A 24,451-nucleotide genomic window follows, 5' to 3' on the forward strand; every position below is an offset into this window, starting at 1 on the left:
CCTTGAGCACTGGCCCGGAACTATCCTGTCGGCAGCAACCACCGTCCTCCTTCAGGTAATTCACTCAAACTCGTGCGACATCGTGTCGCACCCCATCGCTCGTGATACAGCCTGATCAGCTCGAAGGCCGGGTAACGCCGGTGGTCGAGCAGGGTGGTGGCCAGGCGGTAGACGCCGCTGTGCCGGCCGGCGGTGGTGGCGATGGTGATCTCGCATTCGATGATGCGGACCTCAACCGTGCCGATCTGGGACAGGAAGGAGCCGTCGTCGAACCGGCGCAGGACCGGCGGCTTGCGCACTGCGGAGAGCCGGGCCAGGAAGTCGGCACCGGTGCCGGCCACGGCGTGAAGGAAAGCGTTGGTGGCAAAGCCCCGGTCCAGCAGCACGACCATGCCCTGGTGCAGTGAGCGCAGCAGGCGGCATCCCAGGACAGGCTCGCCGGGTTTGCGGGGACCGAAGACCGCGTCGATGACCGCGCGAGTGCCGCAGGCCACCAAGGCGACCAGCAGGACCTGCGGATAGCCGGAGGCGGCGGTGTACTGGTTGGCTCCCTTGCCCAGCCGGGCCCGCACGTCCGCATCGTCGGCGACGTCCAGGTACGTGCCGTCGATGGCAACCACCAGCAGCCCGGCCCAGCGGGCCCCGGCGGTGCGGACCGCCGAGGCCGGACCGCGCAACAGGTCGAACAGGGCCCGCATCGGACGCACGCCGAGCCGGGTGCGGGCGTGCCACAGCGCGGTCGCGGTCACCGTCGGCAGAGGTAGGGCCTCAAGGGCGCAGGTCAGCTTGCGCCACACGGCCGGGTAGCCGCATTCCTCGAACAGCGTGGCGGCGAGCAGCAGGTAGACCACCACCCGGGCCGGCAGTTTCCGCAGCCGCTGCTGAACCGCCCCGCACGCGGCGAGGACCTCGTCGACCATCTCGAAGGGCACGACCTGGGTTAACTCGCCCAGATGTCCTGGGGCGAAGACACCCTCGGCTACCGTGATTTCACGGGTGATGACACACTGTCCGGACAGCGGAGCCCCCGGTCTTTGTGAACGGCTTGTCTTGGCGGACCAGCCAGTTCTACCGGGGCTCCGCTTCTCACGTCCGGCGTCCTTCCAGATCAGCCCTCACTTGCGGCCACGACCCGACCCGTAACTTCATGGCCTTGGCCTAAACCGGGCTGACCGGACCCCAGATGCACCGGCTCGTGCAGCAACTGTGGGAGAAAACGCCCGACACGGGCCGCGGCCGGCCCCGGGGCGCTGCCGTTCACCGACCGGGTCCTGCTGCTCGTCCTCGCCTACCAGGCCAACCTCACCATGCAGCAACTCGGCTCCCTGTCCGGCATCTGCGACTCCGCAGTCCACCAAGTCGCCGACCCTCTCGCCGGACCCCTCGCCGAGCTCCTCGGCCCGCCGCCCACCGACCGCAGGGAACTGTGGGTCGCCGACGGGACTTTGATCCCTGTCCACGACAAGAAGAAGACCGCAAAGTCGAAGAACTACCGGCGCAGCGTCAACGTGCAGGTCGTCTGCCGGGCCCGCGAGGGCAGGGTCGTCGCGGTCGGTGACGCGCGGCCAGGAAACCGCAACGACATCGCCGTCTTCCGGGAAACCGTCGGCAGGACCCTGCCCGACCACCCCAGGCTCTCCGGCGACGGCGGGTATCGCGGCAGCGATCGCATCCGCACACCACGACGTGGCCCAGACGGTCGCATCATCAAAGACCGGAACTACCACCGCTTCCGCCGGCGCCGCGCTGTCGCCGAACACACCATCGCCCGCCTCAAAGACCACCAGGTCCTTCGCCAGTGCCGACGCAAAGACGACGGCATCAACCATGCCATCGCAGGAGTCGCAGCACTCCACAACCTGAAGCTTGAAGTCCGGTAACCGGGGGGTCACCCCGGCAAGGAGACACGGCCCGCTCCGCATCACGGGATAGCTCTTAGAAGCTGGACGGCGGCCCGGTCACCGGTCACGTGATCAGCCTGTTCGGCCTGTTCGGCCTGCCGCAGCGCAGCGTGTGCACCGCCACGTTCGAGACGGAGGGCGCGGACTCCGACGCGGCCCGCGGCACCCTGCGCGCCGAGGTGGTCCAGCCCGGCGTGTGCACGGTCGCGACCACCGTCTACTCGTACCGCTGGCAGTAGCACCCCCTCAGGCGCAGCACAGCGACAGGCTCTGCAGGACGGCGGTGGGGTTACCCCGCCGCCGTCCGTCTACGCCACGCCGTCGACGGCGCTCCGCGTGCACCCGCCCCTCGCTCATGGGCTGCTCATACCGGTCGAGCATGACGTCGGCGCCCTCAACTCCTGTACCACAGAGGGACTTTCTTCGCTTCACCTCTTGACGGCCGCAGTGGCGGAGAGCACATTGTCCGCGCGGCTTGAGAGCGCTCTCACGAACCTTCACGCGGCACCCCGACTCTCCTGCCCGCACTCCCCCACTCCGTACCCGAAGAGGCAGCCCATGAAGGACACTTCCGGCATACCCACCAGACACCGGCCGGTGCGCCGCGCGCTCGTCGCCGTGCTCGGCACGATGGGTCTGGCGGTGGCGGCCGCCACCGTCGCCACCCTGCCCGCGAACGCCTCCGCCCCCACGCCCCCGGCGGGCTGGAGCCAGGTCTTCCTCGACGACTTCAACGGCGCGGCCGGCTCCGCCGTCAACACCGCCGACTGGCAGTACGACACGGGCACTTCCTACCCGGGCGGCCCCGCCAACTGGGGCACGGGCGAGGTCGAGACGATGACCTCGAGCACCGGCAACGTCTCGCTCGACGGCAACGGCAACCTCCTCATCACGCCACGCCGTGACGCGGTCGGCCACTGGACCTCGGGCCGCATCGAGACCACCCGGACCGATTTCCAGCCCCCGGCAGGCGGCAAGCTGCGCGTCGAGGCCCGCCTGCAGATGCCGAACGTCACCGGCACCGCGGCCGAGGGCTACTGGCCCGCCTTCTGGATGCTGGGCGCGCCCTACCGCGGCAACTACCAGAACTGGCCGGGCGTCGGCGAACTGGACATCATGGAGAACGTCCAGGGTCTCAACAAGGTGTGGGCCACCATGCACTGCGGCACCAGCCCTGGCGGCCCGTGCAACGAGACCACCGGCATCGGCAACTCCACCGCGTGCCCGGGCACGACCTGCCAGTCCGGCTTCCACACCTACGCGATGGAGTGGGACCGCTCGGTGAGCCCGGAGGCGATCCGCTTCTACGTCGACGGCGTCAACTACCACACGGTCACGGCGAACCAGGTGGACGCGACGACCTGGGCCAACGCCACCAGCCACGGCTTCTTCGTCATCCTGAACGTGGCGATGGGCGGCGGCTTTCCCGACGCGTTCGGCGGCGGCCTGGACGGTGACACACAGCCCGGCCACCCGATGGTGGTGGACTATGTGCAGGTGCTTCAGTCCACGGGCGGCGGGAGCGGTACCACACCTCCGCCGTCCGGCAATCGCGACGCGTACGGCACCATCCAGGCCGAGTCGTACGACAGCCAGTCCGGCGTGGCGACCGAGTCCACCATGGACACCGGCGGCGGCCAGGACACGGGCTGGATCGCCAACGGCGACTGGGCCCTGTACAAGGGGGTGAACTTCGGGTCCAGCGCGGCCACGCAGTTCCACGCCCGGGTCGCGAGCGGTGCGGCGAGCGGTGTGAGCGGACTGGTCGAGGTGCGCCTCGACAGCCGTTCGAACGCACCGATCGGCAGCTTCGCGGTGGCCGACACGGGTGGGTGGCAGAGCTGGCGGACCATACCGGCGAACATCGCGTCGGTCACCGGCACCCATGACGTCTATCTCACCTTCACCAGCGGCCAGCCGAACGACTTCGTGAACGTGAACTGGTTCGGCTTCGGCCACTGACAGCGAGTGCCGAGGGGGTGGGCGAAGCGCCCACCCCCTCCTTCGTCATCTCAACTCCGCCCGGAACGCGGCCGGAGTCGTGTCCGTGTGCTGGTGGAAGAACTTGGAGAAGTTCGCCGCGTCGGGGAAGCCCACGGCGGCACCCACGCGGCCGATCGGCAGGTCCGTGTGGGCGAGGAGGCGTTTCGCCTCCAGGATCACGCGCTTGTCTATGAAGCCCTTCGGCGTCTGCCCGGTGGCGGCGCGGACGGCGCGGACCAGGGTGCGGCGGGAGTAGCCGAGGGCGTCGGCGTACGCGCTGACGCTGTGGTTGACCGCGAAGTCCTGCTCGACGGCGTCCCGGAACCGGGTGAAGGTGGTGTCCGCCTGCTCGCGAGCCGCCTCGGCCGAGCTGGCCGCCAGATGCGCGAGGCGCAGCAGGAGCGCGGTCAGGGAGTGGCGCAGCACCTCCGTGTGGAGACTCAGAGGCAGGGTGGACGTGTCCTCGTACTCACGCTGGAGCTGGGCGAGGGAGGCCCGCAGTCCGGCGAGCTGGGCCGGATCGGGGTGCAGCAGCGGCGATTGCTCGTAGCGGTACAGACCCGTGACCTCCACGGTGGCGCGCGGCAGAAAACCGGGCTGCATGGTCAGCACGGTCCCGCGGTACTCGCTCGCACGGGAGAAGCGGTGAACCTGACCGGGGCGGATCCACAGGAGGTCACCGGCGGTCAGCCGGTACTCGGCGAAGTCCACCATGTGCGTCACGGGGCCGCCGTCGAGGAGCATCACCGCATGGAAGTCGATGCGGTGGACGCGCTCGACCGGCGCGTCCTCGTGCCAGGTTCCCCCGGCGTCCATGGGGCCCACCTGCATACCGACACCGCAGACACTCCGGTCGACCGGAAAGGGGTACGTCCTGATCCAGTCGTCGTCCTGGGTGGTTATGCCCGCCATGTCCCTCTCACGCCACCTCGGTGCCTCTGTGGATGTCCCACTTTCACCGAAGGCTGACACAGGGGCACCTTCCCCTGCAAAAGTCAGACTTTTAATTTTGAACGCGTTCTGTCAGCGATCCCCATTCAGTGAGGACTTCTTGAAGATGAGTGCGCAGAGCCCCGACGGATTCGAGTGGACCGAGCTCGACGGGCGAGCCGTCGACACCGCCCGTGTTCTCGCCGCCGACGCGGTACAGAAGGTCGGCAACGGCCATCCGGGCACGGCGATGAGCCTGGCCCCGGCGGCGTACACGATCTTTCAAAAGGTGATGCGGCATGATCCGGCCGACCCGGAGTGGACCGGCCGTGACCGCTTCGTCCTCTCCCCGGGCCACACCTCCCTGACCCTCTACACCCAGCTCTTCCTCGCCGGCTACGAACTGGAACTGGAGGACCTGAAGGCCTTCCGCACGCACGGTTCCAAGACACCCGGCCACCCCGAGTACGGCCACACCGCCGGTGTCGAGACCACCACGGGGCCCCTCGGCCAGGGCGTCGCCAACGCGGTCGGCATGGCCATGGCAAGCCGCTACGAGCGCGGCCAGTTCGACCCGGACGCCCCCGAGGGCGCCTCGCCCTTCGACCACACGATCTGGGCGATCGTCTCCGACGGCGACCTGGAGGAGGGCATCTCCGCCGAGGCCTCCTCGCTCGCCGGCCACCAGAAGCTCGGCAACCTCGTCTTCCTCTACGACGACAACCACATCTCCATCGAGGGCGACACCGCGACGGCGTTCTCCGAGGACGTGCTCAAGCGCTACGAGGCCTACGGCTGGCACGTGCAGCGCATCGAGCCCGCCGGGAACGGCGACGTCGACGTCCACGCGCTGTACGCGGCGCTGGAGGCCGCCCGGGCCGAGACCGAGCGCCCCTCCATCATCGCCATGCGCACGATCATCGCGTGGCCGGCGCCCGGCGCACAGAACACCGAGGCGGCCCACGGCTCGGCGCTCGGCGAGGACGAGGTCGCCGCGACCAAGCGCGTCCTCGGCTTCGACCCGGACAAGAGCTTCGAGGTGGCCGACGAGGTGCTCGCCCACACCCGCCGTGCCCTCGACCGCGGCGCCGAGGCGCACACCGCCTGGGACAAGCGGATCGCACAGTGGCGCACCGCGCAGCCGGAGCGCGCGAAGCTGTTCGACCGCGTCGTGGCCGGCCAGCTGCCGGAGGGCTGGGAGGACGCGCTGCCCGTGTTCGAGGAGGGCAAGGCGGTCGCCACGCGCGCCGCGTCCGGCAAGGTGCTGCAGGCCCTCGGCGCGATCATCCCGGAACTGTGGGGCGGCTCCGCCGACCTGGCCGGCTCGAACAACACCACCATCGACAAGAACAGCTCGTTCCTGCCGGCGGACAACCCGCTGCCGGAGGCGAACCCCTACGGCCGCACGATCCACTTCGGTATCCGCGAGCACTCGATGGCCGCCGAGATGAACGGCATCGCGCTGCACGGCAACACCCGCGTCTACGGCGGCACCTTCCTGGTGTTCTCCGACTACATGCGCAACGCGGTGCGTCTGTCGGCCCTGATGCAGCTGCCGGTCACGTATGTGTGGACCCACGACTCCATCGGCCTGGGCGAGGACGGCCCGACCCACCAGCCCGTCGAGCACCTGGCCTCGCTGCGCGCCATCCCGGGCCTGAACCTCGTGCGCCCGGCCGACGCCAACGAGACCGCCGTCGCCTGGGCGGAGATCTTCAGGCGGCACTCCACCTCCCCCGCCCCGCACGGTCTCGCCCTCACCCGCCAGGGCGTACCGACCTACGCGCCGAACGCCGAGGCGGCGAAGGGCGGTTACATCCTCCGGGAGTCCTCCACCGGCACCCCCGACGTCATCCTCATCGCCACCGGGTCCGAGGTACAGCTCGCGGTCGCCGCGCGGGAGCGGCTGGAGGCCGAGGGCGTGGGTACCCGGGTGGTGTCCATGCCGTCCGTCGAGTGGTTCGAGGAGCAGCCCGCCGCATACCGCGAGCGGGTCCTTCCGCCGTCCGTGAAGGCCCGCGTGGCGGTCGAGGCGGGCATTGCCCTGACCTGGTACCGGTACGTCGGTGAGAGTGGACGCATCGTCTCCCTGGAGCACTTCGGCGCCTCCGCCGACGCCAAGACCCTGTTCGCCGAGTACGGCTTCACCGCCGAGCACGTGGCCGCCGCGGCCCGGGAATCCCTCGCCGCCGTCCGCGGTTGATCCGATCGCCAGAAAGAAGATGATCACAGTGACCGAAGCGATTGAAGCAGCGGAGCCGTTGAAGCGCCTGTCCGAGGCGGGCGTGTCGATCTGGCTGGACGACCTGTCCCGCAAGCGGATCGAGTCCGGCAACCTGGCCGAACTCGTGGCGCAGAAGCACGTGGTGGGCGTGACCACGAACCCGTCCATCTTCCAGGCCGCCATCGGCTCCGGCGAAGGCTACGAGGAGCAACTGTCCGACCTCGCGGAGCGCGGCGTGACGGTCGAGGAGGCCGTCCGCATGATGACCACCGCCGACGTCCGCGCCGCCGCCGACATACTGAGGCCCGTGTACGAGGCGACGAACGGCCGGGACGGCCGGGTCTCCATCGAGGTCGACCCGAGGCTCGCCCACCGCACCAGGGCGACCGTCGCCGAGGCCAAGCAGCTCGCCTGGCTGGTGGACCGCCCGAACGTGATGATCAAGATCCCGGCGACCGAGGCCGGGCTCCCGGCCATCACCGAGGTGATCGGGCGGGGCATCAGCGTGAATGTGACGCTGATCTTCTCCTTGGAGCGCTACCGCCAGGTGATGGACGCGTACCTCGCCGGTCTGGAGAAGGCCAGGGCCGCCGGGCTCGACCTGTCCGCCATCCACTCCGTCGCCTCGTTCTTCGTCTCCCGCGTCGACACGGAGATCGACAAGCGTCTGACGAAGCTGGGCACGGACGAGGCGCTCGCGCTGAAGGGCAGGTCCGCCCTCGCGAACGCACGGCTCGCATACGAGGCGTACGAGGCGACCTTCGCCGGTGGGCGCTGGCTCTCCCTGGCGGGTGCCGGGGCCAACAAGCAGCGTCCGCTGTGGGCCTCTACCGGTGTGAAGGACCCTGAGTACAAGGACACGCTGTACGTCGACGAGCTGGTCGCGCCCGGCACGGTCAACACGATGCCGGAGGCCACGCTCAACGCAACCGCCGACCATGGCGCCGTGCGGGGCGACACGGTCACCGGCGGCTATGCGCAGGCCCGCGCCGACCTCGCGGCCCTCGAGCCGCTCGGCATCTCCTACGACGAGGTCGTGGGACAGCTCGAGGACGAGGGCGTCGCGAAGTTCGAGGTGGCCTGGGGCGACCTGCTCGAGGCAGTCGCAGTCTCTCTGAAGAACAAGGGAGTTGACGGAGAATGAGCGAGGAGATGTCCCCCCGGACGTCTGCCGGGAACGCGGAACCGCAGGGCGGGGCGCCGGGGGCCGCCGACGCGCCGGGCACGGCCGCCGCGCAGCAGCCCGACCCGGTCACCGACTGGGAGAACGTACTCCGTGACCCGCGCGACCGGCGTCTCCCGCGGATCGCGGGCCCCTCGGGCCTGGTCATCTTCGGTGTGACGGGCGACCTGTCCCGCAAGAAGCTGATGCCGGCCGTCTACGACCTCGCCAACCGGGGTCTGCTGCCGCCGGGCTTCTCGCTCGTCGGGTTCGCCCGACGCGACTGGGCCGACCAGGACTTCGCCGAGGTGGTGCACGACGCCGTCAAGGAGCACAGCCGTACGCCGTTCCGCGAGGAGGTCTGGCAGCAGCTGGCCGAGGGCATGAGGTTCGTCCCCGGCACCTTCGACGACGACGACGCCTTCGAGCAGCTGCGTTCCGCCATCGAGGAGTTGAACGCCTCCCGGGGCACCGGCGGCAACTACGCGTTCTATCTCTCCGTGCCGCCGAAGTTCTTCCCGCAGGTCGTCCAGCAGCTCAAGAAGCACGGGCTGGCGGACGCGCCGGCGGGCTCCTGGCGGCGCGGGGTCATCGAAAAGCCGTTCGGCCACGATCTGGCGAGCGCGCGTGAGCTGAACGCCATCGTGCACGACGTGTTCGGTCCGGACCAGGTCTTCCGCATCGACCACTACCTGGGCAAGGAGACCGTCCAGAACATCCTGGCGCTGCGCTTCGCCAACCAGCTGTACGAGCCGATCTGGAACCGGTCGTACGTCGACCATGTGCAGATCACCATGGCCGAGGACATCGGCATCGGCGGCCGCGCCGGCTACTACGACGGCATCGGTGCCGCCCGTGACGTCATCCAGAACCACCTGCTCCAGCTGCTGGCCCTGACGGCCATGGAGGAGCCCGTCGCCTTCGACGCCGAGTCCCTGGCCACCGAGAAGCTCAAGGTCCTGCGGTCGGCGAAGCTCCCGGAGGACCTCGGCAGCCACACCGTGCGCGGGCAGTACACGAACGGCTGGCAGGGCGGCGAGAAGGTGGTCGGCTACCTCGAGGAGGACGGCACCGACTCGGGGTCCACCACGGACACCTACGCGGCCATCAAGCTGGAGATCGACAGCCGCCGGTGGGCGGGCGTCCCCTTCTACCTGCGGACCGGCAAGCGCCTCCCCCGCCGGGTCACCGAGATCGCGGTGGTCTTCCAGCGGGCGCCGCACTCCCCGTTCGACTCGACGGCCACCGAGGAACTCGGCGAGAACGCGATCGTCATCCGGGTGCAACCCGACGAGGGCATGACCGTGCGCTTCGGTTCGAAGGTGCCGGGTACCTCGATGGAGATCAGGGACGTCACGATGGACTTCGCCTACGGCGAGTCGTTCACCGAGTCCAGCCCCGAGGCGTACGAACGGCTGATCCTGGACGTACTGCTCGGCGACGCGAACCTCTTCCCCCGCACCGAGGAGGTGGAGGCGTCCTGGAAGATCCTCGATCCGATCGAGGAGTACTGGGCAACACATGGCAAGCCCGCGCAGTATTCCGCGGGTACCTGGGGTCCCGAGGAAGCCGACGAGATGCTCGCACGAGACGGACGGAGCTGGCGCAGGCCATGAAGATCGATCTGACCGACACCACGGCAAGCAAGATCAACAAGGCGCTGGTCCAGGGGCGTCGCTCCCTCGGCACCCCCGCTGTGGGCATGGTCCTGACCATGGTCATCGTGACCGACGAGGAGAACGCGTACGACTCGCTCAGGGCGGCCGAAGAGGCCTCGCACGAGCACCCCTCGCGCACCCTGGTCGTCATCAAGCGGCACTCGCGCACCTCGCGGGACCGCACGTCCTCGCACCTCGACGCCGAGGTCCGGCTGGGCGCCGACGCCGGCACCGGGGAGACGGTCGTACTGCGGACGTACGGCGAGGTCTCCGACCACGCCGACTCGGTGGTCCTGCCGCTGCTGCTGCCGGACGCGCCCGTCGTGGTGTGGTGGCCGGTGGACGCGCCGGACAACCCGGCGAAGGACCCGCTGGGCGCCCTCGCGCAGCGCCGGATCACCGACATGTACGCCGTCGACGCGCCGCTCGACGTGCTGGAGACCCGGGTCTCCTCGTACGCGCCGGGCGACACCGACCTGGCCTGGACACGGCTCACACCGTGGCGCTCGATGCTGGCCGCGGCGCTCGACCAGGCCCGTGCGACGGTGACCTCGGCGGCCGTGGAGAGCGAGGCCGAGAACCCGAGCGCCGAGCTGCTCGCCCGCTGGCTCCAGGCACGCCTGAAGGTGCCGGTCGACCGGGTCGTCACCGCCGGACCGGTCGTCACGGCCGTCCGGCTGGGCACAGAGAAGGGCGAGATCGTCATCGACCGCCCCGAAGGCCCGCTGGCCACCCTCAGCCTGCCGGGCCAGCCCCCGCGGACCATGGCGCTGAAGGTCCGCCCGACCTCCGAACTGATCGCCGAGGAGCTGCGCCGCCTCGACGCGGACGAGATGTACGCCATCGCCCTGCGCGGCGTGGACGCCAAGGGGAAGGCCCCGCATGCCTGACAGCCCCGGGCCGACCCGTCGCCCCGGGCGGACGGCCCCGGAGCACCACGCGGGGCCGGAGCTCCGTCCGGACCCGCGCGAACTGCCGGCCCGAGCGGAGCCGGACAGGGTCCTCGCCCGACGCGTCCAACCGCCGCCGACCGAGGGCGCCGGCGTCCTCGGTCACGCCCCCTCCACTGTCCACCGCCGCCCTCGTGGCCGCGTTCCGCACACTCAGGAAGAAGTGAACTGATATGCAGATCGGACTCATCGGTCTCGGCAAGATGGGCGGCAACATGCGCGAGCGGATCCGCCGCGCGGGCCACACCGTCGTCGGCTACGACCACAACCAGGACATCTCCGACGTCAAGAACCTGACCCAACTCGTCGAGCAGCTCGAGGCACCCCGCGTGGTCTGGGTGATGGTGCCGGCCGGCGGTCCCACGCAGTCCGTCATCGACGAGCTCAGGGACCTGCTGTCCCCGGATGACACCGTGGTCGACGGCGGCAACTCCCGCTGGACCGACGACGAGAAGCACGCCGCCGAACTCGGCATCAAGGGCGTCGGCTTCGTCGACGCGGGTGTCTCCGGCGGTGTGTGGGGCCTGGAGAACGGCTATGCGCTGATGGTCGGCGGCGACAAGGAGCACGTCGAACGCCTCCAGCCGATCTTCGACGCGCTCAAGCCCGAAGGCCCGTACGGATATGTCCACGCCGGCCGGGTCGGCGCCGGGCACTTCTCCAAGATGGTCCACAACGGGATCGAGTACGCGATGATGCAGGCCTACGCCGAGGGCTGGGAGCTGCTGGAGAAGGTCAAGTCGGTGGAGAACGTCCGCGAGGTCTTCCGCTCCTGGCAGGAGGGCACCGTCATCCGCTCCTGGCTGCTGGACCTCGCGGTCAACGCCCTGGACGAGGACGAACACCTCGACAAGCTCCGCGGTTACGCCGAGGACTCCGGCGAGGGCCGCTGGACCGTCCAGGCCGCCATCGACAACGGCGTACCGCTCCCGGCCATCACGGCGTCGCTGTTCGCCCGCTTCAGCTCGCGGCAGGACGACTCGCCGCAGATGAAGATGATCGCGGCCCTGCGCAACCAGTTCGGCGGTCACGCCGTCGAGTCCGCCAAGTAGGTCGGCCGTGGGCGACCTACTGCTGGTCCGCCACGGCGAAACCGAGTGGAGCGCATCGGGACAGCACACCAGCTGGACCGATCTCCCGCTCACCTCGCGGGGCGAGGAACAGGCCAAGTCCCTCGCCCCGCTGCTCGCCGGACGCACCTTCGCACTGACCCTCACCAGCCCGCTGAACCGGGCGATACGCACCGCGGTTCTCGCCGGCCTGCCGGCCCCGGTGGTCGAGCCCCGGCTGCACGAGTGGGACTACGGCGGCTACGAGGGGATCACGACCCCCGAGATCCAGCGCACCAGACCCGACTGGTGGCTGTGGACCGACGGGGTACCCCCGGGCCCGCCCGGGCACCCCGGTGAGTCGCCCGGCGAGGTGGCGGCACGCGCCGACCAGGTGCTGACCCGGATCGCGCCCGCGCTTGCGGAAGGCGATGTGCTGCTCGTGGCCCACGGCCACTTCCTGCGCGTCCTCACCGCTCGCCACCTCGGCCTCTCGGCCGCCGAGGGGCGGTTGTTCCAGCTCGGTACGGGGACGGTCAGCCGGCTCTCCACCGAACACGGCCGACCGGTGATCGCGGAATGGAACGCCACCGGAACTTCCGTGACCCCCCACCAGTTTCCCTCTACGTCGCTGTAGAAAGCAGTGGGGCCCGCCGATCCTCCGGACGGGCCCCGACAACGTTGGGAGTTCGCATGGCCCTGTGGGACCGCATCAAGGAATCCGCCTCGACGATGCAGACCCAGCTCGTGGCGAAGAAGAACGATCTCAAGAGTGGAGCGTTCCGCGACGCGAGCATGGCGATGTGTGCGCTCGTGGCCGCCGCGGACGGCACGGTGGACCCGTCCGAGCGCCAGCGTGTGGCCCAGCTCATCGCCACCAACGAGGTGTTGCAGAACTTCCCGGCCGACGACCTGCGCCGCCGCTTCGAGGACAACCTGAACAAGCTCACCACCGACTTCGCCTTCGGCAAGGTCAGCGTGCTGCAGGAAATCGGCAAGGCGAAGAAGAAGCCCGCCGAGGCGCGTGCGGTGATCCAGATCGGCATCGTCATCGGCGGCGCCGACGGCAACTTCGACAAGGACGAGCAGGCGATCGTCCGAGAGGCGTGCTACGCGCTCGACCTGCCGCCGCACGAGTTCGACCTCTAGGACCGCTGCGGCCGGGACCCCCGGCCGCAGCCGCTCCGGCCCGGGCCACAGGACCCGCCGGCTCGCTCGGTCACCCACTGCGGGACCAGGGCGGCACCGGCGCAGTGACCCGGGCCATCGTCCTCTGGAGTGTGCGAGCGGGCGCGAACGGCCGGTGCGCCGCCGCACAGGGGACCATGCCCGAAGCCCCACCGGCCGTGAGACGCCGGGCCGTTCATGCGACCACGGACCCAGTCACTGCCCGGCGAGACCCGGCAGCGCCGGGCAGCACGAGCAGCGGTACGAGCGGTACGAGGGCGGCAGGCCCGAGGGGAACGGCTGGTGTACGAGGGCGGCAGGCCCGAGGGGAACGGCTGGTGTACGAGCGCCTGGCCAAGGAGCTGAACCGGTCGCAGTAGTCGACCTCCAGCCGGGGGTTCTCCAGCACGGTCTGCTCGAGGCGCACCGGCGGCACGCGGAGCTGTGGGACGGCGCCGGGACCGGCTGACGCGCCCCGTACGTCACTTCGGCCTCATCGTGGTCTAGACCTTGCCACGGACCGGCCCTGCCGCCACCATGGCCGATCATGGACACGTCCGTCACCGCGCCCTCCCGGCTGTGGAGCCGCAACTTCGCGCTGTACTTCACCGCCCGCATCGTGTCGATGCTCGGCGACGCGATGATCCCGGTCGCGACGGCCGTAGCCATACTCTCGCTCGGATACGGAGTGAGCGGAGTCGGATTCACGCTCGCGGCCTGGATGGGGGCGTTCGCCCTCTTCGTCGTCTTCGGCGGAGTGTTCGCGGACCGCTTCCACCCGAGGCCGCTGATGATCGGCGCCGATGTGGTGCGCTGCCTGGTCCAGGGGTCGCTCGCGGTCGGCCTCGGGCTCGGACACCCCCCGCTGTGGTTCATCATCGCCGGGTCGCTGCTCGGCGGAACGGCGACCGCGATGTTCCAGCCGGGCCTCACCATCCTGGTACCGCAGGTAGCCGCCGATCCACGCGAGGCCAACGGTGTTCTGAGGGTGAGCCAGGGGATCGCCACGATGGCCGGGCCCGCGCTCGCCGGACTGCTCGTCGCCACCACCTCGCCGTCCTCGGTGTTCGCTCTCGACGCGGCCACCTTCGCGGTCAGCGCGATCTGTCTGGTGGCACTGCGGCTGCCGCCGTTCACGGTGGACCGCGGGGCCTCCACACTGGAGAACCTGCGCGCCGGCTGGGTCGAGTTCCGCTCCCGGTCCTGGCTGTGGGGGGTCATCCTCATCTGGTGGGTGCTCGGCGTGCTGGTCTGGGGCCCGCTCACCCCGCTCGGCGCGGCATCCGTCATCGCCGCACACGGCAAGGCGGCGTTCGGCTACGCCGAGGGCGCGTTCGGGGCCGGCTGCGTCCTCGGCGGCCTGGTCGCCCTCCGGATCCGGCCCTCCCGCCCCTTGTTCGGCGGCGGGCTCGCGATGTTCCTGTTCCCGCTGATGCCGCTGGCGGCGGCCCTGGTCCCCGCCCTGCCGCTGCTCATGCTCGGCTACGGGGTGAGCGGGATCGGCTGGGCCTTCTGGGGCGTCCAGTGGGCCACCGCCGTACAGACCCAGATCCCGCAGGACCGGCTGGGCCGGGTGGCCGCCTACGAGGTCGCCGGCTCGATCCTCGCCGTCCCTCTCGGACAGACGATCGCGGGTCCCGCGGGCGCGGTCGTCGGCGTGCACCCGATGCTGCTGGCCGGCGCAGTCACCGCCGTCGGCTGCGCCGCCGCCCTCATCGCCGTACCCCCGATCCGCCGCCTCCGCCTCTCCCCCGGCACGGCCGTGACCGCACGGTCGCAGGCGCGGCCGGTCCACGAGAGCGCCGTGGACACCGAGGACCGCTCCTGAGCGTCGCCGGCGCGACACGCCGTCCCGGGCGGGACACCGGGCAATCCGCTGGCCGCAGGCCGGCCCGTGGTGCCGCGCTGCCCTCCGCACCGGGGGCAGCGGCCCGGTGGGACGACGAAGAGAACACCTCTCCGGGGACGCGACGCGAGCGGGCTTCTAAAATCGCCGCCACGCTCAGTGGAACGCCCCATCCGAGAAGGAATCCGATGACCAGCGTGGACGAACCGGAACGACCAGGCGGCCGCAACCGCGACGCAGCCCGCACGAAGGCCGAGATCCTCGACGTCGCCACGCAGGAGTTCGCGCGCGCCGGATTCGACGGGGCCCGGGTCGACGAGATCGCCGCCCGCACCAGCACCACGAAGCGGATGATCTACTACTACTTCGGCGGCAAGGAGCACCTGTTCACGGCCGTCCTGGAGCGGGCGTACGGGGCGATCCGCCAAGCCGTGCAGGAACTGGACGTCGAGGAACTGGACCCGGTGGCGGCGGTCCGCCGGCTCGCGGAGGCCCTCTTCGACCACCACGAGGAGCACCCCGACTTCATCCGACTGCTCAACATCGAGAACCTGCACGGCGCCGAGCACATCGCCGCCTCGGAGCACCTGGACGCCATCGGGTCGCCCATGCTGGCGGTGACCGGCCGCGTCCTCGCGGCGGGCCGGACGTCAGGGCTGTTCACGGCCGATGTCGACGCGGTCGACCTGCACGCGCTGATCAACTCGTTCTGCTACTTCCGGGTCGCCAACCGGCACACGTTCGGCGCCGTCTTCGGCCGCGACCTGGCCGCAGCCGACCGGCGCGAGCACTACCGCAGGATGCTCGGCGACATGGTCATCGCCTATCTGACGGCGGACCGTACCCGGGCCTGAGCGGCACCCCCGCGCGAGCGATCCGGGCGCACCCGCACGGCGCACCCCGTCCGCCCCCGCGAGCCCGGCGCGGGCATCGTGCGCCCGTCGCTCGCTCCGCCCGCGACTACGACGTGCGCCCCACCGTCCGGGTGGGCGCGGGGACGGTCGCCGCCTGATCGTCATGTGCGGAACCTACCCTGACGTCATGTCACCTCGCCCTTTGCGCGTCCTCACCCTGGCGCTGTCGGTGGCTTGCGCTGAGCTGCGGTACGACCCGCTGCGCGCGGCCCTCATCGCCGTACGTCTGCTGCCGGCCCGGGTCCGGCGCTCACTGCGTCCGCTGGAGCGCGCACTCGCCGCCCGGGCCCACCCGACGGGGCCGTCGGCCGAGCCGTCTCCCGCTCGCGTACCGCCCCCGCGCGGGCGCCGGATCCTGCCCGTGCCCGGACGTGTGCTGCACCTGGTGACCGACGGGCTGCCCTACCGGCGGGCGGGCCACACCCTGCGCACCCAGGCGCTCGCCCAGGCGCAGTCGGCGGCGGGGCTCGACCCGCATGTGGCGACGCGGATCGGATTCCCGGTCACCCAAGGGGTGTTCGACGCCCGCCGACTGCATCTGCTGGACGGGGTGCCCCAGCACCGGCTCCTGCCGCGCCGGCTGCCGTACGGCTCGGGGCCGCTGCTCGCACGCAACGCGGAACTGGCCGGGCGGCTCGTCGAACGGCTTCGCCCCTCGGTGCTGCACGCGTCAGGCGACCACGGCAACGGCCGGGTGGCACTGGCCCTGCGGGCGACATACGGAGTTCCCGTCGTCTACGAGGTGCACGGGTTCCCGGAGGAGAGCTGGCTGGCCCAGGCGCCCGGACGCACCGGGAACGACGAAGGCTACGCCGCCCGGCTGGAGTTGGAGAGCTACTGCATGCGCGAGGCCGACGCGGTGCTCACGCTCGGCGAGGCGATGAAGGCGGAGATCGTGGCGCGCGGGGTGCCGGAGGAGAAGGTGCGCATCGTGCCCGTGGCCGTCGACCCGGTACTCCTCGAGCCGCGCCCCGAGAGCAGCGCCCTGCGCACCCGTCTCGGCATCGGCCCCAAAGAGTACGTCGTCGGCACGGTCAGCGACCTCACCCGCAGCGAGGGCCTCGGCACCCTGCTGGAGGCCGGGGTCGAACTGCGCCGACGGGGAGTGCCCCTGCGGCTCCTGCTGGGGGGTGACGGGCCCGAACTCCGGGCGCTTCAGTCCCTGGCCGGCCGGCTGGGGCTGACTGACGGGACGGCCCTGTTCACCGGCCGGGTGCCGCACGAGGAAGTGCGGGCCTACCACACCGCTCTGGACGTGTTCGCGGTACCGCGCACCGACGAGCGCCTCTGCCGGCTCGTGCCCTCTCACGAGCTGGTGGAGGCGATGGCGAACGGTCTGCCCGTGGCAGTAAGCGATCTGAGTGCCATGAGGGAACTGGTCGAATCGGGAGTGAACGGCCGGCTGATCCCGCCGGGTTCGTCTCCGGCCTGGGCGGACGCCCTGGAAATGCTGTTCCACAGCCCCGAGCGACGGCTCGCGTGGGGATCCGCCGCGCGGGCGGGCGTCGCCCGTGAGCGCACCTGGGCGCAGGTCGTCGCCACCACCCGGGGCACCTACCACGCCCTCGGATGCCTCTGAGCCGTCCCGCTCCCCCGCCCGTCGCGAGCCGGGTCGAAGGGCACCGCACGGTCAAAGGCCGTGCGCCACCGGGTGACGCGGCTCGTACAGGCCGATGTCGCCTCCACCGGGGAGCCGGAAGCCGGCGATCCGGCCCCAGCGTGCCTCGGTGACCGGGCGGGTTAACTCGACTCCCTTCGCCCCGAGTTCGGCCGTCGTGGCTTCGAGGTCGTCGCACATCAGCATCAGTTCGTGCGAGGGCTCGCCCTCGGCCGGGTGGAAGGCGACCTCCGCCGGCGGCGACTTGAAGATGAGCCAACCGTGTCCCGCGTCGACGTGCGGCCAGCCGAGGACGTCGCGGAAGAAGAGCCGGTCGGCCTCGGCGTCGCTGGAGTAGATCACGACATGCGCCCCATTGATCACGGACGGAGGGTAGCGGCAGCCGGCCGGAACGCCTCGCACGACGCGCCGGGCCGTGCGTTCGTCTGGCCGCGTCGGCGCGACACCGGCGGGCAGCGGTCGGGGGCGCTCGTGACATTTCAGGCGTTCCCGGGCACCCCCACGGACGGAACCGATCGTTCCCTGCCGTCCTCGCGGAAGCAGCGGACGGAACGGGCGGACGAGACCGGCCGACCACCCAGGGACCCGGTGATCGCCGGGCCCTCGGCCGTCCGCACCGGACCGTGCGGCCACAACCTCAACTGCCGCCCGGTGCCTACCGTTCCACGCTCGCGTCGAGCAGTGGCCCGAGTTCCCGCGCCACGGTCGTCAGGGCACGTACGTCCCGTTCGGCGCGGGCCATCAGCAGAGCCCCCTCCAGCGCGCTGATCATCAGTGTGGCGAGCGCCTCCGCCCGCTCCTCGGGGACCCCCATGCCCCTCAGCGCCTCGGCGACGGGCCGCGTCCAGCGCGCGAAGGCTGCCGCGGCGGCCGTGCGTGTGGAGTCGGTGGACTGGGCGCAGTCCACGGTCGCCGCCGCGACCGGGCAGCCGCCGACGAAACCGGTGGCCTCGTACTCGTCCGTCCACTGCCGCACCATCGCGGCGAACAGCCCGCTCGGCGTCGGCTCGGCCAGGCTCGCGAGGAACCGGTCGATCCGCCGGGCCGCATACCGGCCGGCCCAGTCCACCGCCTCGTTGACGAGTTGCTCCTTGCCGCCGGGAAAGTAGTGCTGCAGCGAGCCACGCGGCGCCTGCGCGTGCGCGGCGACCTCCCGCATACCGGTCGCGCTCACCCCGTCGCGCCGGATCAGCTGGGCCGCGCTGAAGACCATCCGCTCGCGCGGCCCCCGCTCGGACACCGCCATCCCAGACCTCCGACTCGCCGAACCGCCACGCGTACCACCCTATGACCGACGTCATAACCGCCGCTACTATGACCGCTGTCATAGAAGGCCCTCCAGGCACGGAGGGCCGCCTCCAAGCGAAGGCGGTGCATCGTGGACGTCGGCTTCATCGGTCTGGGAGTGATGGGGCAGCCGATGGCACTCCGGCTGGCCCGGTCCGGCATGCCGCTGGTCGTCTGGAACCGCACCTCGGCCCGCACCGCGCCGCTGCGTGCCACCGGCGCCGAGGTGGCGGCCGACCCGGGCGAGGTGTTCGCACGGACGGACGTGGTGATCCTCATGCTGGCGGACGACCTCGCGATCGACTCCACGCTGAGCCGCGGCACCCCGGACTTCGCCCGCCGGGTCGCCGGACGCGTCGTCGTCCACATGGGCACGACCTCACCGGGCTATTCACGTGATCTCGAGGCCGATGTCCGGGCGGCGGGCGGCAGCTATGTCGAGGCTCCCGTCTCCGGCTCCCGGGTGCCGGCCGAGAACGGGCAACTGGTCGCGATGCTCGCCGGCCAGGAGGCGGCGGTGGACCTGGTACGGCCGCTGCTCGCCCCCATGTGCCACGAGACGTTCCTGTGCGGCCCCGCGCCGAACGCCCTGCTGATGAAGCTCTCGGTCAACCTGTTCCTGATCACCCTGGTCACGGGGCTCTCGGAGGCGTACCACTTCGCCGATCGGCACGGCCTCGACCGGCGTCTGTTCCTTGACGTCCTGGACGCGGGACCCATGGCGAGTGGCGTGTCCCGCATGAAGGCGCCCAAGCTGCGGGAGCGCGACTTCGCGGTGCAGGCAGCGGCCCAGGACGTCCTGAAGAACAACCGGCTGATCGCCGAGGCCGCCCGCAAGACGGGCGTGGCCTCGCCGCTCCTCGACGTCTGCCACGCCCTCTTCGAGGAGACCGTGTCGCTGGGGTACGGCGACGAGGACATGGTGGCCGTTCTGCGGGCGCTCGAGGCCCGTACCGCCGACGGCCTCTCCGGCTAGCCGTTGATGGCGCCCTTGGGAATGCCGTATGCCCGCTCCACCCGCAGCCGGAGCACCAGGCGACGGTCGCGGACCATGGCGGCGCGGTAGTCGTCCCAGTCGGGGTGCTCGCCCTGGACGTCGCGGTAGAGCCGGACGAGTTCCTCGACGGTCTCGTCGTACGGGTCCTGCGCGACAGGCGAGAGGTCGGCGATTCCCTCGGCGACGGCGTACGCCCACCGGTCGCCGCTGGTCACGTGGTACGAGGCCCGCGGATCCCGGCGCAGGTTGCGCGTCTTGGCACGGTCGTCCGTAAGCGACACACGGATGACGCGCCCTTCCGGATCGTAGGCGTGGTTGACGTTCGACAGCTGGGGCCGGCCGTCCCGTTTGAGGGTGACAAGCACCCCGCCGTCGCTCTCGGAGAGCAGCGCGAGCAGTGCGTTCTGGGTGGCGTCCTGAGTCATACCTGGCTCAACCCGCCCAGCCGGGCCCGGCATTCCCGGGTAGACACTGTCTACGGCGGCTGGTAGACAGCGTCTATGACCGATGAAGAGATGGGACTGCGGACCCGGCTGGTCGACGTCGGTGTCGACCTGGTGGCCACCGAGGGCGTGCAGGCGCTGACGCTGCGGGAGATCGCCCGCCGGGCGGGGGTCTCCCACGGCGCCCCGCGCCGCTACTTCCCCACCCATCTGGAGCTGCTGTCGGCCATCGCGCGGCGCGGCTTCACCGACCTCACGATGCGGGCGGCCGAGGCGGTCGGGGACGGCACGGCAAGCCCACGGCAGCAACTCACCGCCCTGGGCCACGCCTATCTGGACTTCGCACTCACCCATCGCGGCATGCACGAGCTGATGTTCCGTCACGATCTGCTGGAGAGCGGCCAACAGGGTCTGCGCGAGACGAGCCTTCCGCTGTTCTCCCTGCTGGTGGACCTGGTCGGCGGCACCAGGCCGGACGCCGACGCCCCGCTCGTCGCGGGCTCCCTGCTGGCGAGCCTGCACGGCATCGCCCAGCTGTGGAGCTGGGGCAGCCTGCAACTCGCCACCGGGGCCGATGACTTCGAGCCTCTCCTCAGGACCGCCCTGGACGCGCACCTCGGCCCGGAGAGCCGGTGAAGCCGGCATCGCGGACCGGCACTCGCGTGCAGTGTGGTGGGAGCGGTGATCGTCGCCCTGGACGGCACCGTGCTCACCGTCGCGCAACCCACCCTGCAACGGGATCTGCACGCATCCCTGACCCAGGTGCAGTGGACGAGCACCGGCTGTCTCGTCGCGGTGGCGAGCCTGCTGGTCTTCGCCGGCCGACTCGGCGACCGGTACGGCCGGCTCGGGATCCGGGCCGCCGGCCCATCGGATGTCCACGCCGTCAGGTCGTCACGGAAGGATCGGCGCCGGTTCCGAACGGGAACATGAAATGTTGGAAGCGGAAACCCCGGAAGGCACCGGGAAAGACCGGAGGAGAACGATGGGACACCTGCGGCAAGAGGTGGAACCGGACGAGGTCGGCCTCGACCCGAAGGCGCTGGACCGCCTGGACCAGCACTTTGCCCACGAGGTCGACGACGGCCGGCTGCCCGGCTTTCTGGTGGCCGTCTCCCGGCACGGCCGCACGGCCCACCTCACCACGTACGGACACCGTGACGTCCGAAAAGGGCTGCCGGTCGAGACCGACACGGTATGGCGGATGTACTCCATGACCAAGCCGGTCACGTCGGTCGCCGCGCTGATCCTCATGGAGGAGGACCACTTCGGGCTGGACACGCCCATCGCCGACTTCCTTCCGGCATTCGCCGAACCGCGGGTGTACGTGGACGGATCGGGCCCCACCGTGCGCACCCGGCCCGCCGAGCGGCCGATTCTGGTCCGCCATCTGCTCACGCACACGGCGGGACTGACGTTCGGCTTCTACCACTCGCACCCCGTGGACGCCCTGTACCGGGAGGCGGGTATCGAGTCGTCGGTGGTTCCCGGCACGAACCTGGCGCAGACATGCGAGGCGTACGCACGGCTGCCGCTGCAGTTCGAACCGGGCGCGCAGTGGAACTACTCGGTGGCGACCAACGTGCTGGGCCGCCTCGTGGAGGTGGTGTCGGGCCAGGACCTGGACGCCTTCCTCGTCGAGCGGATCTTCACCCCACTCGGGATGGAGGACGCGGGGCTGTGCGTCACCGAGGCGCAGGCGCCCCGACTCGCGGAGCTGTACGGCGACACCGAGGACGGCGGTATCACTCCGATCCCCGGACTGCCCCTGCACGGCCGGCCCCGTTTCCTCTCGGGCAGCGGAGGCATGGTGGCGACTGCGCACGACTACCACCGCTTCATGGAGTTGCTCCGCCGCGGCGGCGAACTCGACGGCACCCGGCTGCTGAACGCCGACACGGTCGCCTCGATGACCTCGAACCATCTGCCGGGCGACGCCGACATGTGCTCCTACGGCAGCCGGGTCCACCGTGACAGCGGCAAGGCGGGCCTCGGCTTCGGCCTCGGCGTCTCCGTCGTCACCGACCCCGAACTCACCCGGTCGCCCGCGGTGCTCGGCGCGTTCGGCTGGAGCGGAGTGGCCACCACGACGTTCTGGGTGGACCCGCACCACGATCTGACGGTCCAGTTCCTGACCCAGCTGCGTCCCACGGGCTCGCACTCCGTCTATCCGGAGCTGAAGCGCCTCATTCACGAGGCCGTGACCGGCTGACCGGCCAGGGGTGACGTCCCCGGGGTGCCGCGGGCGCGGCGGCCGGCGTCAGGCCGACGCCGTCTCGGCCGCCGCGCACCCGCTCACGGACTGCGCCATCACGCGCAGGAACAGGGCGCCCCGATCACGAGGAGTGGACCACCGCGTCCAGGTGCGGCAGGTAGTGGTCGAGCCGTTCCCGCTTGGTGCGCAGATACGTGATGTTGTTCTCGCAGGGCGGTATCAGCAGCGACACCTGCTCGTCGACCTTGATGCCGTGCCGCAGCAGCGCCTCCCGCTTACGCGGGTTGTTGGAGAGCAGGCGTACGGACCGTACGCCGAGGTCGTGCAGTATCTCCGCCGCGACCCGGTAGTCCCGCGCGTCCACCGGCAGGCCGAGGGCGAGGTTGGCCTCGACGGTGTCCAGACCCTCGGACTGGAGCTTCATCGCGCGCAGCTTGGCCAGCAGGCCGATGCCGCGTCCCTCGTGGCCGCGGAGGTAGACGAGTATGCCGCGGCCCTCGGCCACGATCTCCCGTAGCGCGGTGGAGAGTTGAGGCCCGCACTCGCAGTGCGTGGACCCGAAGGCGTCCCCGGTCAGGCACTCCGAGTGGAGCCGGGTGAGCATTCCCTCTTCCTCGATGTCGCCGTAGACCAACGCCACTTGCTCCTCACCACGGTCGTGGTCCAGGTAGCCGTAGGCCTGGAAATCACCGTACTTGGTGGGTAGAGGCGAGTTCACGACTCGGGTGACCCCGGATGAGGGGGCATTCACGACTCGGGGAACTCCCGAGAGGTGGGCATTCCCGCCGAGCACGCCGTCAACGTCTGTCATGATCTGTTCCTATCTGGTAAGCGCAGGCGGTACGAGACGAAAGGCCGTGAAAAGATGAGCGGTTCGGGAACTGCGGATACTGCTGGGACGCCGCCGACAGGTGACGCGGTTGCCTCCGCGCTGTCGTCCGCTAACACCTCGGGTGTGCTGCCGTCGGACACGTCCCAGGACGTACGGACCAGGGCGGCGGGTCCGTACCGTCAGGTCGCCGTTCTGCCGGTGGGGAGTTACGAGCAGCACGGCCCGTGCCTTCCGCTGGCGACCGACACACTGGTCGCCTGCGCGATCGCCCGCGAGATCGCCGCAGCGTATCCCGTTCACCTCCTTCCTCCGGTGACGATCTCCTGCTCGCACGAGCACGCGGCCTGGCCGGGAACCGTGAGCATCTCCTCCGTCACCCTCCATGCGGTGGTACGGGACATCGCGCAGTCGCTCCGCCGCTCGGGCGTCGAGGCCCTGGTGGTGGTCAACGGTCACGGCGGGAATTACGTCCTCGGCAATGTCGTCCAGGAATCCGCGGACAGCGGTGTCCGTATGGCGCTTTTCCCGGCCCCGGAGGACTGGGAGGCGGCCCGGGAGCGGGCCGGTGTGCGCACCTCGCTGCTCAGCGACATGCATGCCGGGGAAATCGAGACCTCCATTCTGCTGCACTGCCATCCCGAATTGGTCAGGCCCGGTTACGAGTCCACGGATTTCATCGCCGACGACCGCAGGCATCTCCTCACCCTCGGTATGTCGGCCTATACGGAGTCCGGTGTCATCGGGCGCCCTTCACTCGCTTCCGCGGAGAAGGGGAAGCAGTTGCTCGCGACGCTCGCCGACTCTTTCGAGACGTATTTCTCCCTGGTCGCCTCGGACGAATCCGCCGGCGGCGCACCGAAGTCGTCCGATCCCGGGGCTCCGCAACGCTTGTGACGTAGCGTCAGGTCAGCGGGGCGCGCTGCGGGAGGTGAGCGCGGGTAGGGACAGTGCGGCGCGGCGGCACGGAGCGCGTGGGGGGTGCGCTCCGGGCCGCCTGGTCCATGGGGCCGCCCCGGCGCCGCGGCGGTGACTTCGCCTGCGTTCGCCGGAGCCGATTCCGCCTCCCCCGGAGCCGATTCCGCCTCTCGCGGAGCCGTCTCCGCGCCGGCGGTGCGGGCTGCGCGGCCGTCCTCAGGGGTTCCCGTTCCGGCCAAGGGAGATTCCTGCGCACCCTCGGCCGTCTCCGCGTCCGCGGTACGGGCTTCGCCGCCGTCCTCAGGGGTTTCCGTGCCGGCGATCGCCGTTTCCTGCGCACCCTCGGCCGGCTCCGCGTCC

General features: G+C 70.6%; 22 protein-coding genes and 2 pseudogenes. 18 read left to right on the plus strand and 6 right to left on the minus strand.

The annotated features are described in order from the left end of the window. Positions 1–20: 20 nt before the first annotated feature. Positions 21–1,112, minus strand: coding sequence for an IS4 family transposase (locus tag ACWDA7_RS31885; protein ID WP_450608673.1), 1,092 nt, complete (start codon positions 1,110–1,112; stop codon positions 21–23). A 195-nt stretch (positions 1,113–1,307) separates the two neighbouring features. Here ACWDA7_RS31885 and ACWDA7_RS31890 point away from each other — a divergent pair, with 195 nt between their 5' ends. From ACWDA7_RS31890 to ACWDA7_RS31900, 3 genes and pseudogenes are all read left to right on the plus strand, one after another. Further along, entirely contained in the window at positions 1,308–1,880 is a 573-nt protein-coding gene (locus ACWDA7_RS31890; RefSeq protein ID WP_450608625.1) for a transposase, read from the plus strand. A gap of 59 nt (positions 1,881–1,939) precedes the next feature. After that, positions 1,940–2,140, plus strand: a pseudogene (locus tag ACWDA7_RS31895) (hypothetical protein); the annotation flags it as partial. Between the two features lie 319 nt (positions 2,141–2,459). Then, positions 2,460–3,863, plus strand: a complete 1,404-nt coding sequence (locus tag ACWDA7_RS31900; protein ID WP_450608627.1) for a glycoside hydrolase family 16 protein — start codon at positions 2,460–2,462, stop codon at positions 3,861–3,863. Between the two features lie 45 nt (positions 3,864–3,908). Here the strand turns inward: ACWDA7_RS31900 and ACWDA7_RS31905 are convergent, their stop codons facing one another. Beyond that, positions 3,909–4,796: a helix-turn-helix domain-containing protein gene (locus tag ACWDA7_RS31905; protein ID WP_450608629.1), complete on the minus strand. Its 888-nt coding sequence runs from the start codon at positions 4,794–4,796 to the stop codon at positions 3,909–3,911. Positions 4,797–4,941: 145 nt separating this feature from the next. On the opposite strand from ACWDA7_RS31905, the gene tkt reads away from it, so the two are divergent. From tkt to ACWDA7_RS31955, 10 genes are all read left to right on the plus strand, one after another. Continuing rightward, the gene (tkt, locus tag ACWDA7_RS31910) at positions 4,942–7,017 is read left to right on the plus strand and encodes a transketolase (protein ID WP_450608631.1); all 2,076 of its coding nucleotides are present in this window, start codon (positions 4,942–4,944) and stop codon (positions 7,015–7,017) included. Positions 7,018–7,036: 19 nt separating this feature from the next. Further along, the gene (tal, locus tag ACWDA7_RS31915) at positions 7,037–8,182 is read left to right on the plus strand and encodes a transaldolase (protein WP_450608633.1); all 1,146 of its coding nucleotides are present in this window, start codon (positions 7,037–7,039) and stop codon (positions 8,180–8,182) included. Further along, positions 8,179–9,816, plus strand: a complete 1,638-nt coding sequence (gene zwf, locus ACWDA7_RS31920; RefSeq protein WP_450608635.1) for a glucose-6-phosphate dehydrogenase — start codon at positions 8,179–8,181, stop codon at positions 9,814–9,816. The genes tal and zwf overlap by 4 nt, the downstream gene beginning before the upstream one ends. Further along, the gene (opcA, locus tag ACWDA7_RS31925) at positions 9,813–10,748 is read left to right on the plus strand and encodes a glucose-6-phosphate dehydrogenase assembly protein OpcA (protein ID WP_450608637.1); all 936 of its coding nucleotides are present in this window, start codon (positions 9,813–9,815) and stop codon (positions 10,746–10,748) included. Before zwf ends, opcA begins: the two co-directional genes overlap by 4 nt. A 233-nt stretch (positions 10,749–10,981) precedes the next feature. Then, positions 10,982–11,860 carry a phosphogluconate dehydrogenase (NAD(+)-dependent, decarboxylating) gene (gnd, locus tag ACWDA7_RS31930; protein WP_450608639.1) on the plus strand — a complete coding sequence of 293 codons (879 nt, stop codon included), beginning with the start codon at positions 10,982–10,984 and terminating at the stop codon, positions 11,858–11,860. 7 nt (positions 11,861–11,867) lie between these two features. Beyond that, positions 11,868–12,494, plus strand: a complete 627-nt coding sequence (locus ACWDA7_RS31935; protein ID WP_450608640.1) for a histidine phosphatase family protein — start codon at positions 11,868–11,870, stop codon at positions 12,492–12,494. A gap of 56 nt (positions 12,495–12,550) precedes the next feature. Further along, entirely contained in the window at positions 12,551–13,006 is a 456-nt protein-coding gene (locus ACWDA7_RS31940) for a tellurite resistance TerB family protein (protein ID WP_360999519.1), read from the plus strand. A 565-nt stretch (positions 13,007–13,571) separates the two neighbouring features. After that, on the plus strand, positions 13,572–14,852 hold the full coding sequence (locus tag ACWDA7_RS31945; RefSeq protein ID WP_450608642.1) for an MFS transporter: 1,281 nt from the start codon (positions 13,572–13,574) through the stop codon (positions 14,850–14,852). Positions 14,853–15,058: 206 nt separating this feature from the next. Then, positions 15,059–15,724, plus strand: coding sequence for a TetR family transcriptional regulator (locus ACWDA7_RS31950; protein ID WP_450608644.1), 666 nt, complete (start codon positions 15,059–15,061; stop codon positions 15,722–15,724). Between the two features lie 187 nt (positions 15,725–15,911). Beyond that, the gene (locus ACWDA7_RS31955; RefSeq protein WP_450608645.1) at positions 15,912–17,363 is read left to right on the plus strand and encodes a glycosyltransferase; all 1,452 of its coding nucleotides are present in this window, start codon (positions 15,912–15,914) and stop codon (positions 17,361–17,363) included. 51 nt (positions 17,364–17,414) lie between these two features. Here ACWDA7_RS31955 and ACWDA7_RS31960 read toward each other — a convergent pair whose 3' ends face one another. Continuing rightward, the gene (locus ACWDA7_RS31960) at positions 17,415–17,765 is read right to left on the minus strand and encodes a VOC family protein (protein ID WP_450608647.1); all 351 of its coding nucleotides are present in this window, start codon (positions 17,763–17,765) and stop codon (positions 17,415–17,417) included. A 292-nt stretch (positions 17,766–18,057) separates the two neighbouring features. Continuing rightward, positions 18,058–18,648 (minus strand): TetR/AcrR family transcriptional regulator, encoded by a 591-nt coding sequence (locus tag ACWDA7_RS31965; protein WP_450608649.1) that lies wholly within the window; start codon positions 18,646–18,648, stop codon positions 18,058–18,060. Between the two features lie 132 nt (positions 18,649–18,780). Between ACWDA7_RS31965 and ACWDA7_RS31970 the strand changes: the two genes are divergently transcribed. Continuing rightward, positions 18,781–19,665: an NAD(P)-dependent oxidoreductase gene (locus tag ACWDA7_RS31970; protein ID WP_450608651.1), complete on the plus strand. Its 885-nt coding sequence runs from the start codon at positions 18,781–18,783 to the stop codon at positions 19,663–19,665. On the opposite strand, the gene ACWDA7_RS31975 is transcribed toward ACWDA7_RS31970, so the two are convergent. Then, a complete protein-coding gene (locus tag ACWDA7_RS31975; RefSeq protein WP_450608653.1) occupies positions 19,662–20,111 on the minus strand; it encodes a PPOX class F420-dependent oxidoreductase in 450 nt (149 codons plus the stop codon). The genes ACWDA7_RS31970 and ACWDA7_RS31975 overlap by 4 nt on opposite strands. A 75-nt stretch (positions 20,112–20,186) precedes the next feature. Between ACWDA7_RS31975 and ACWDA7_RS31980 the strand changes: the two genes are divergently transcribed. From ACWDA7_RS31980 to ACWDA7_RS31990, 3 genes and pseudogenes are all read left to right on the plus strand, one after another. Next, a complete protein-coding gene (locus ACWDA7_RS31980) occupies positions 20,187–20,765 on the plus strand; it encodes a TetR/AcrR family transcriptional regulator (RefSeq protein WP_450608655.1) in 579 nt (192 codons plus the stop codon). A 33-nt stretch (positions 20,766–20,798) separates the two neighbouring features. Next, positions 20,799–20,996, plus strand: a pseudogene (locus tag ACWDA7_RS31985) (MFS transporter); the annotation flags it as partial. A gap of 118 nt (positions 20,997–21,114) precedes the next feature. Next, positions 21,115–22,341, plus strand: a complete 1,227-nt coding sequence (locus tag ACWDA7_RS31990; RefSeq protein WP_450608657.1) for a serine hydrolase domain-containing protein — start codon at positions 21,115–21,117, stop codon at positions 22,339–22,341. Between the two features lie 124 nt (positions 22,342–22,465). On the opposite strand, the gene ribA is transcribed toward ACWDA7_RS31990, so the two are convergent. Beyond that, positions 22,466–23,155: a GTP cyclohydrolase II gene (ribA, locus tag ACWDA7_RS31995; RefSeq protein ID WP_450608659.1), complete on the minus strand. Its 690-nt coding sequence runs from the start codon at positions 23,153–23,155 to the stop codon at positions 22,466–22,468. A 147-nt stretch (positions 23,156–23,302) separates the two neighbouring features. On the opposite strand from ribA, the gene ACWDA7_RS32000 reads away from it, so the two are divergent. Next, entirely contained in the window at positions 23,303–24,070 is a 768-nt protein-coding gene (locus ACWDA7_RS32000; protein ID WP_450608675.1) for a creatininase family protein, read from the plus strand. Positions 24,071–24,451 lie beyond the last annotated feature (381 nt).

It is taken from the genome of Streptomyces sp. NPDC001156 (assembly GCF_053598275.1).

Bases quoted from the DNA above. Each gene is read 5' to 3' on its own strand.
- ACWDA7_RS31890 (WP_450608625.1), top strand. From the start codon at position 1,308: ATGCAGCAACTCGGCTCCCTGTCCGGCATCTGCGACTCCGCAGTCCAC.
- ACWDA7_RS31900 (WP_450608627.1), top strand. From the start codon at position 2,460: ATGAAGGACACTTCCGGCATACCCACCAGACACCGGCCGGTGCGCCGC.
- ACWDA7_RS31905 (WP_450608629.1), bottom strand. From the start codon at position 4,796: ATGGCGGGCATAACCACCCAGGACGACGACTGGATCAGGACGTACCCC.
- tkt (WP_450608631.1), top strand. From the start codon at position 4,942: ATGAGTGCGCAGAGCCCCGACGGATTCGAGTGGACCGAGCTCGACGGG.
- tal (WP_450608633.1), top strand. From the start codon at position 7,037: ATGATCACAGTGACCGAAGCGATTGAAGCAGCGGAGCCGTTGAAGCGC.
- zwf (WP_450608635.1), top strand. From the start codon at position 8,179: ATGAGCGAGGAGATGTCCCCCCGGACGTCTGCCGGGAACGCGGAACCG.
- opcA (WP_450608637.1), top strand. From the start codon at position 9,813: ATGAAGATCGATCTGACCGACACCACGGCAAGCAAGATCAACAAGGCG.
- gnd (WP_450608639.1), top strand. From the start codon at position 10,982: ATGCAGATCGGACTCATCGGTCTCGGCAAGATGGGCGGCAACATGCGC.
- ACWDA7_RS31940 (WP_360999519.1), top strand. From the start codon at position 12,551: ATGGCCCTGTGGGACCGCATCAAGGAATCCGCCTCGACGATGCAGACC.
- ACWDA7_RS31945 (WP_450608642.1), top strand. From the start codon at position 13,572: ATGGACACGTCCGTCACCGCGCCCTCCCGGCTGTGGAGCCGCAACTTC.
- ACWDA7_RS31950 (WP_450608644.1), top strand. From the start codon at position 15,059: ATGACCAGCGTGGACGAACCGGAACGACCAGGCGGCCGCAACCGCGAC.
- ACWDA7_RS31955 (WP_450608645.1), top strand. From the start codon at position 15,912: ATGTCACCTCGCCCTTTGCGCGTCCTCACCCTGGCGCTGTCGGTGGCT.
- ACWDA7_RS31965 (WP_450608649.1), bottom strand. From the start codon at position 18,648: ATGGCGGTGTCCGAGCGGGGGCCGCGCGAGCGGATGGTCTTCAGCGCG.
- ACWDA7_RS31975 (WP_450608653.1), bottom strand. From the start codon at position 20,111: ATGACTCAGGACGCCACCCAGAACGCACTGCTCGCGCTGCTCTCCGAG.
- ACWDA7_RS31980 (WP_450608655.1), top strand. From the start codon at position 20,187: ATGACCGATGAAGAGATGGGACTGCGGACCCGGCTGGTCGACGTCGGT.
- ACWDA7_RS31990 (WP_450608657.1), top strand. From the start codon at position 21,115: ATGGGACACCTGCGGCAAGAGGTGGAACCGGACGAGGTCGGCCTCGAC.
- ribA (WP_450608659.1), bottom strand. From the start codon at position 23,155: ATGACAGACGTTGACGGCGTGCTCGGCGGGAATGCCCACCTCTCGGGA.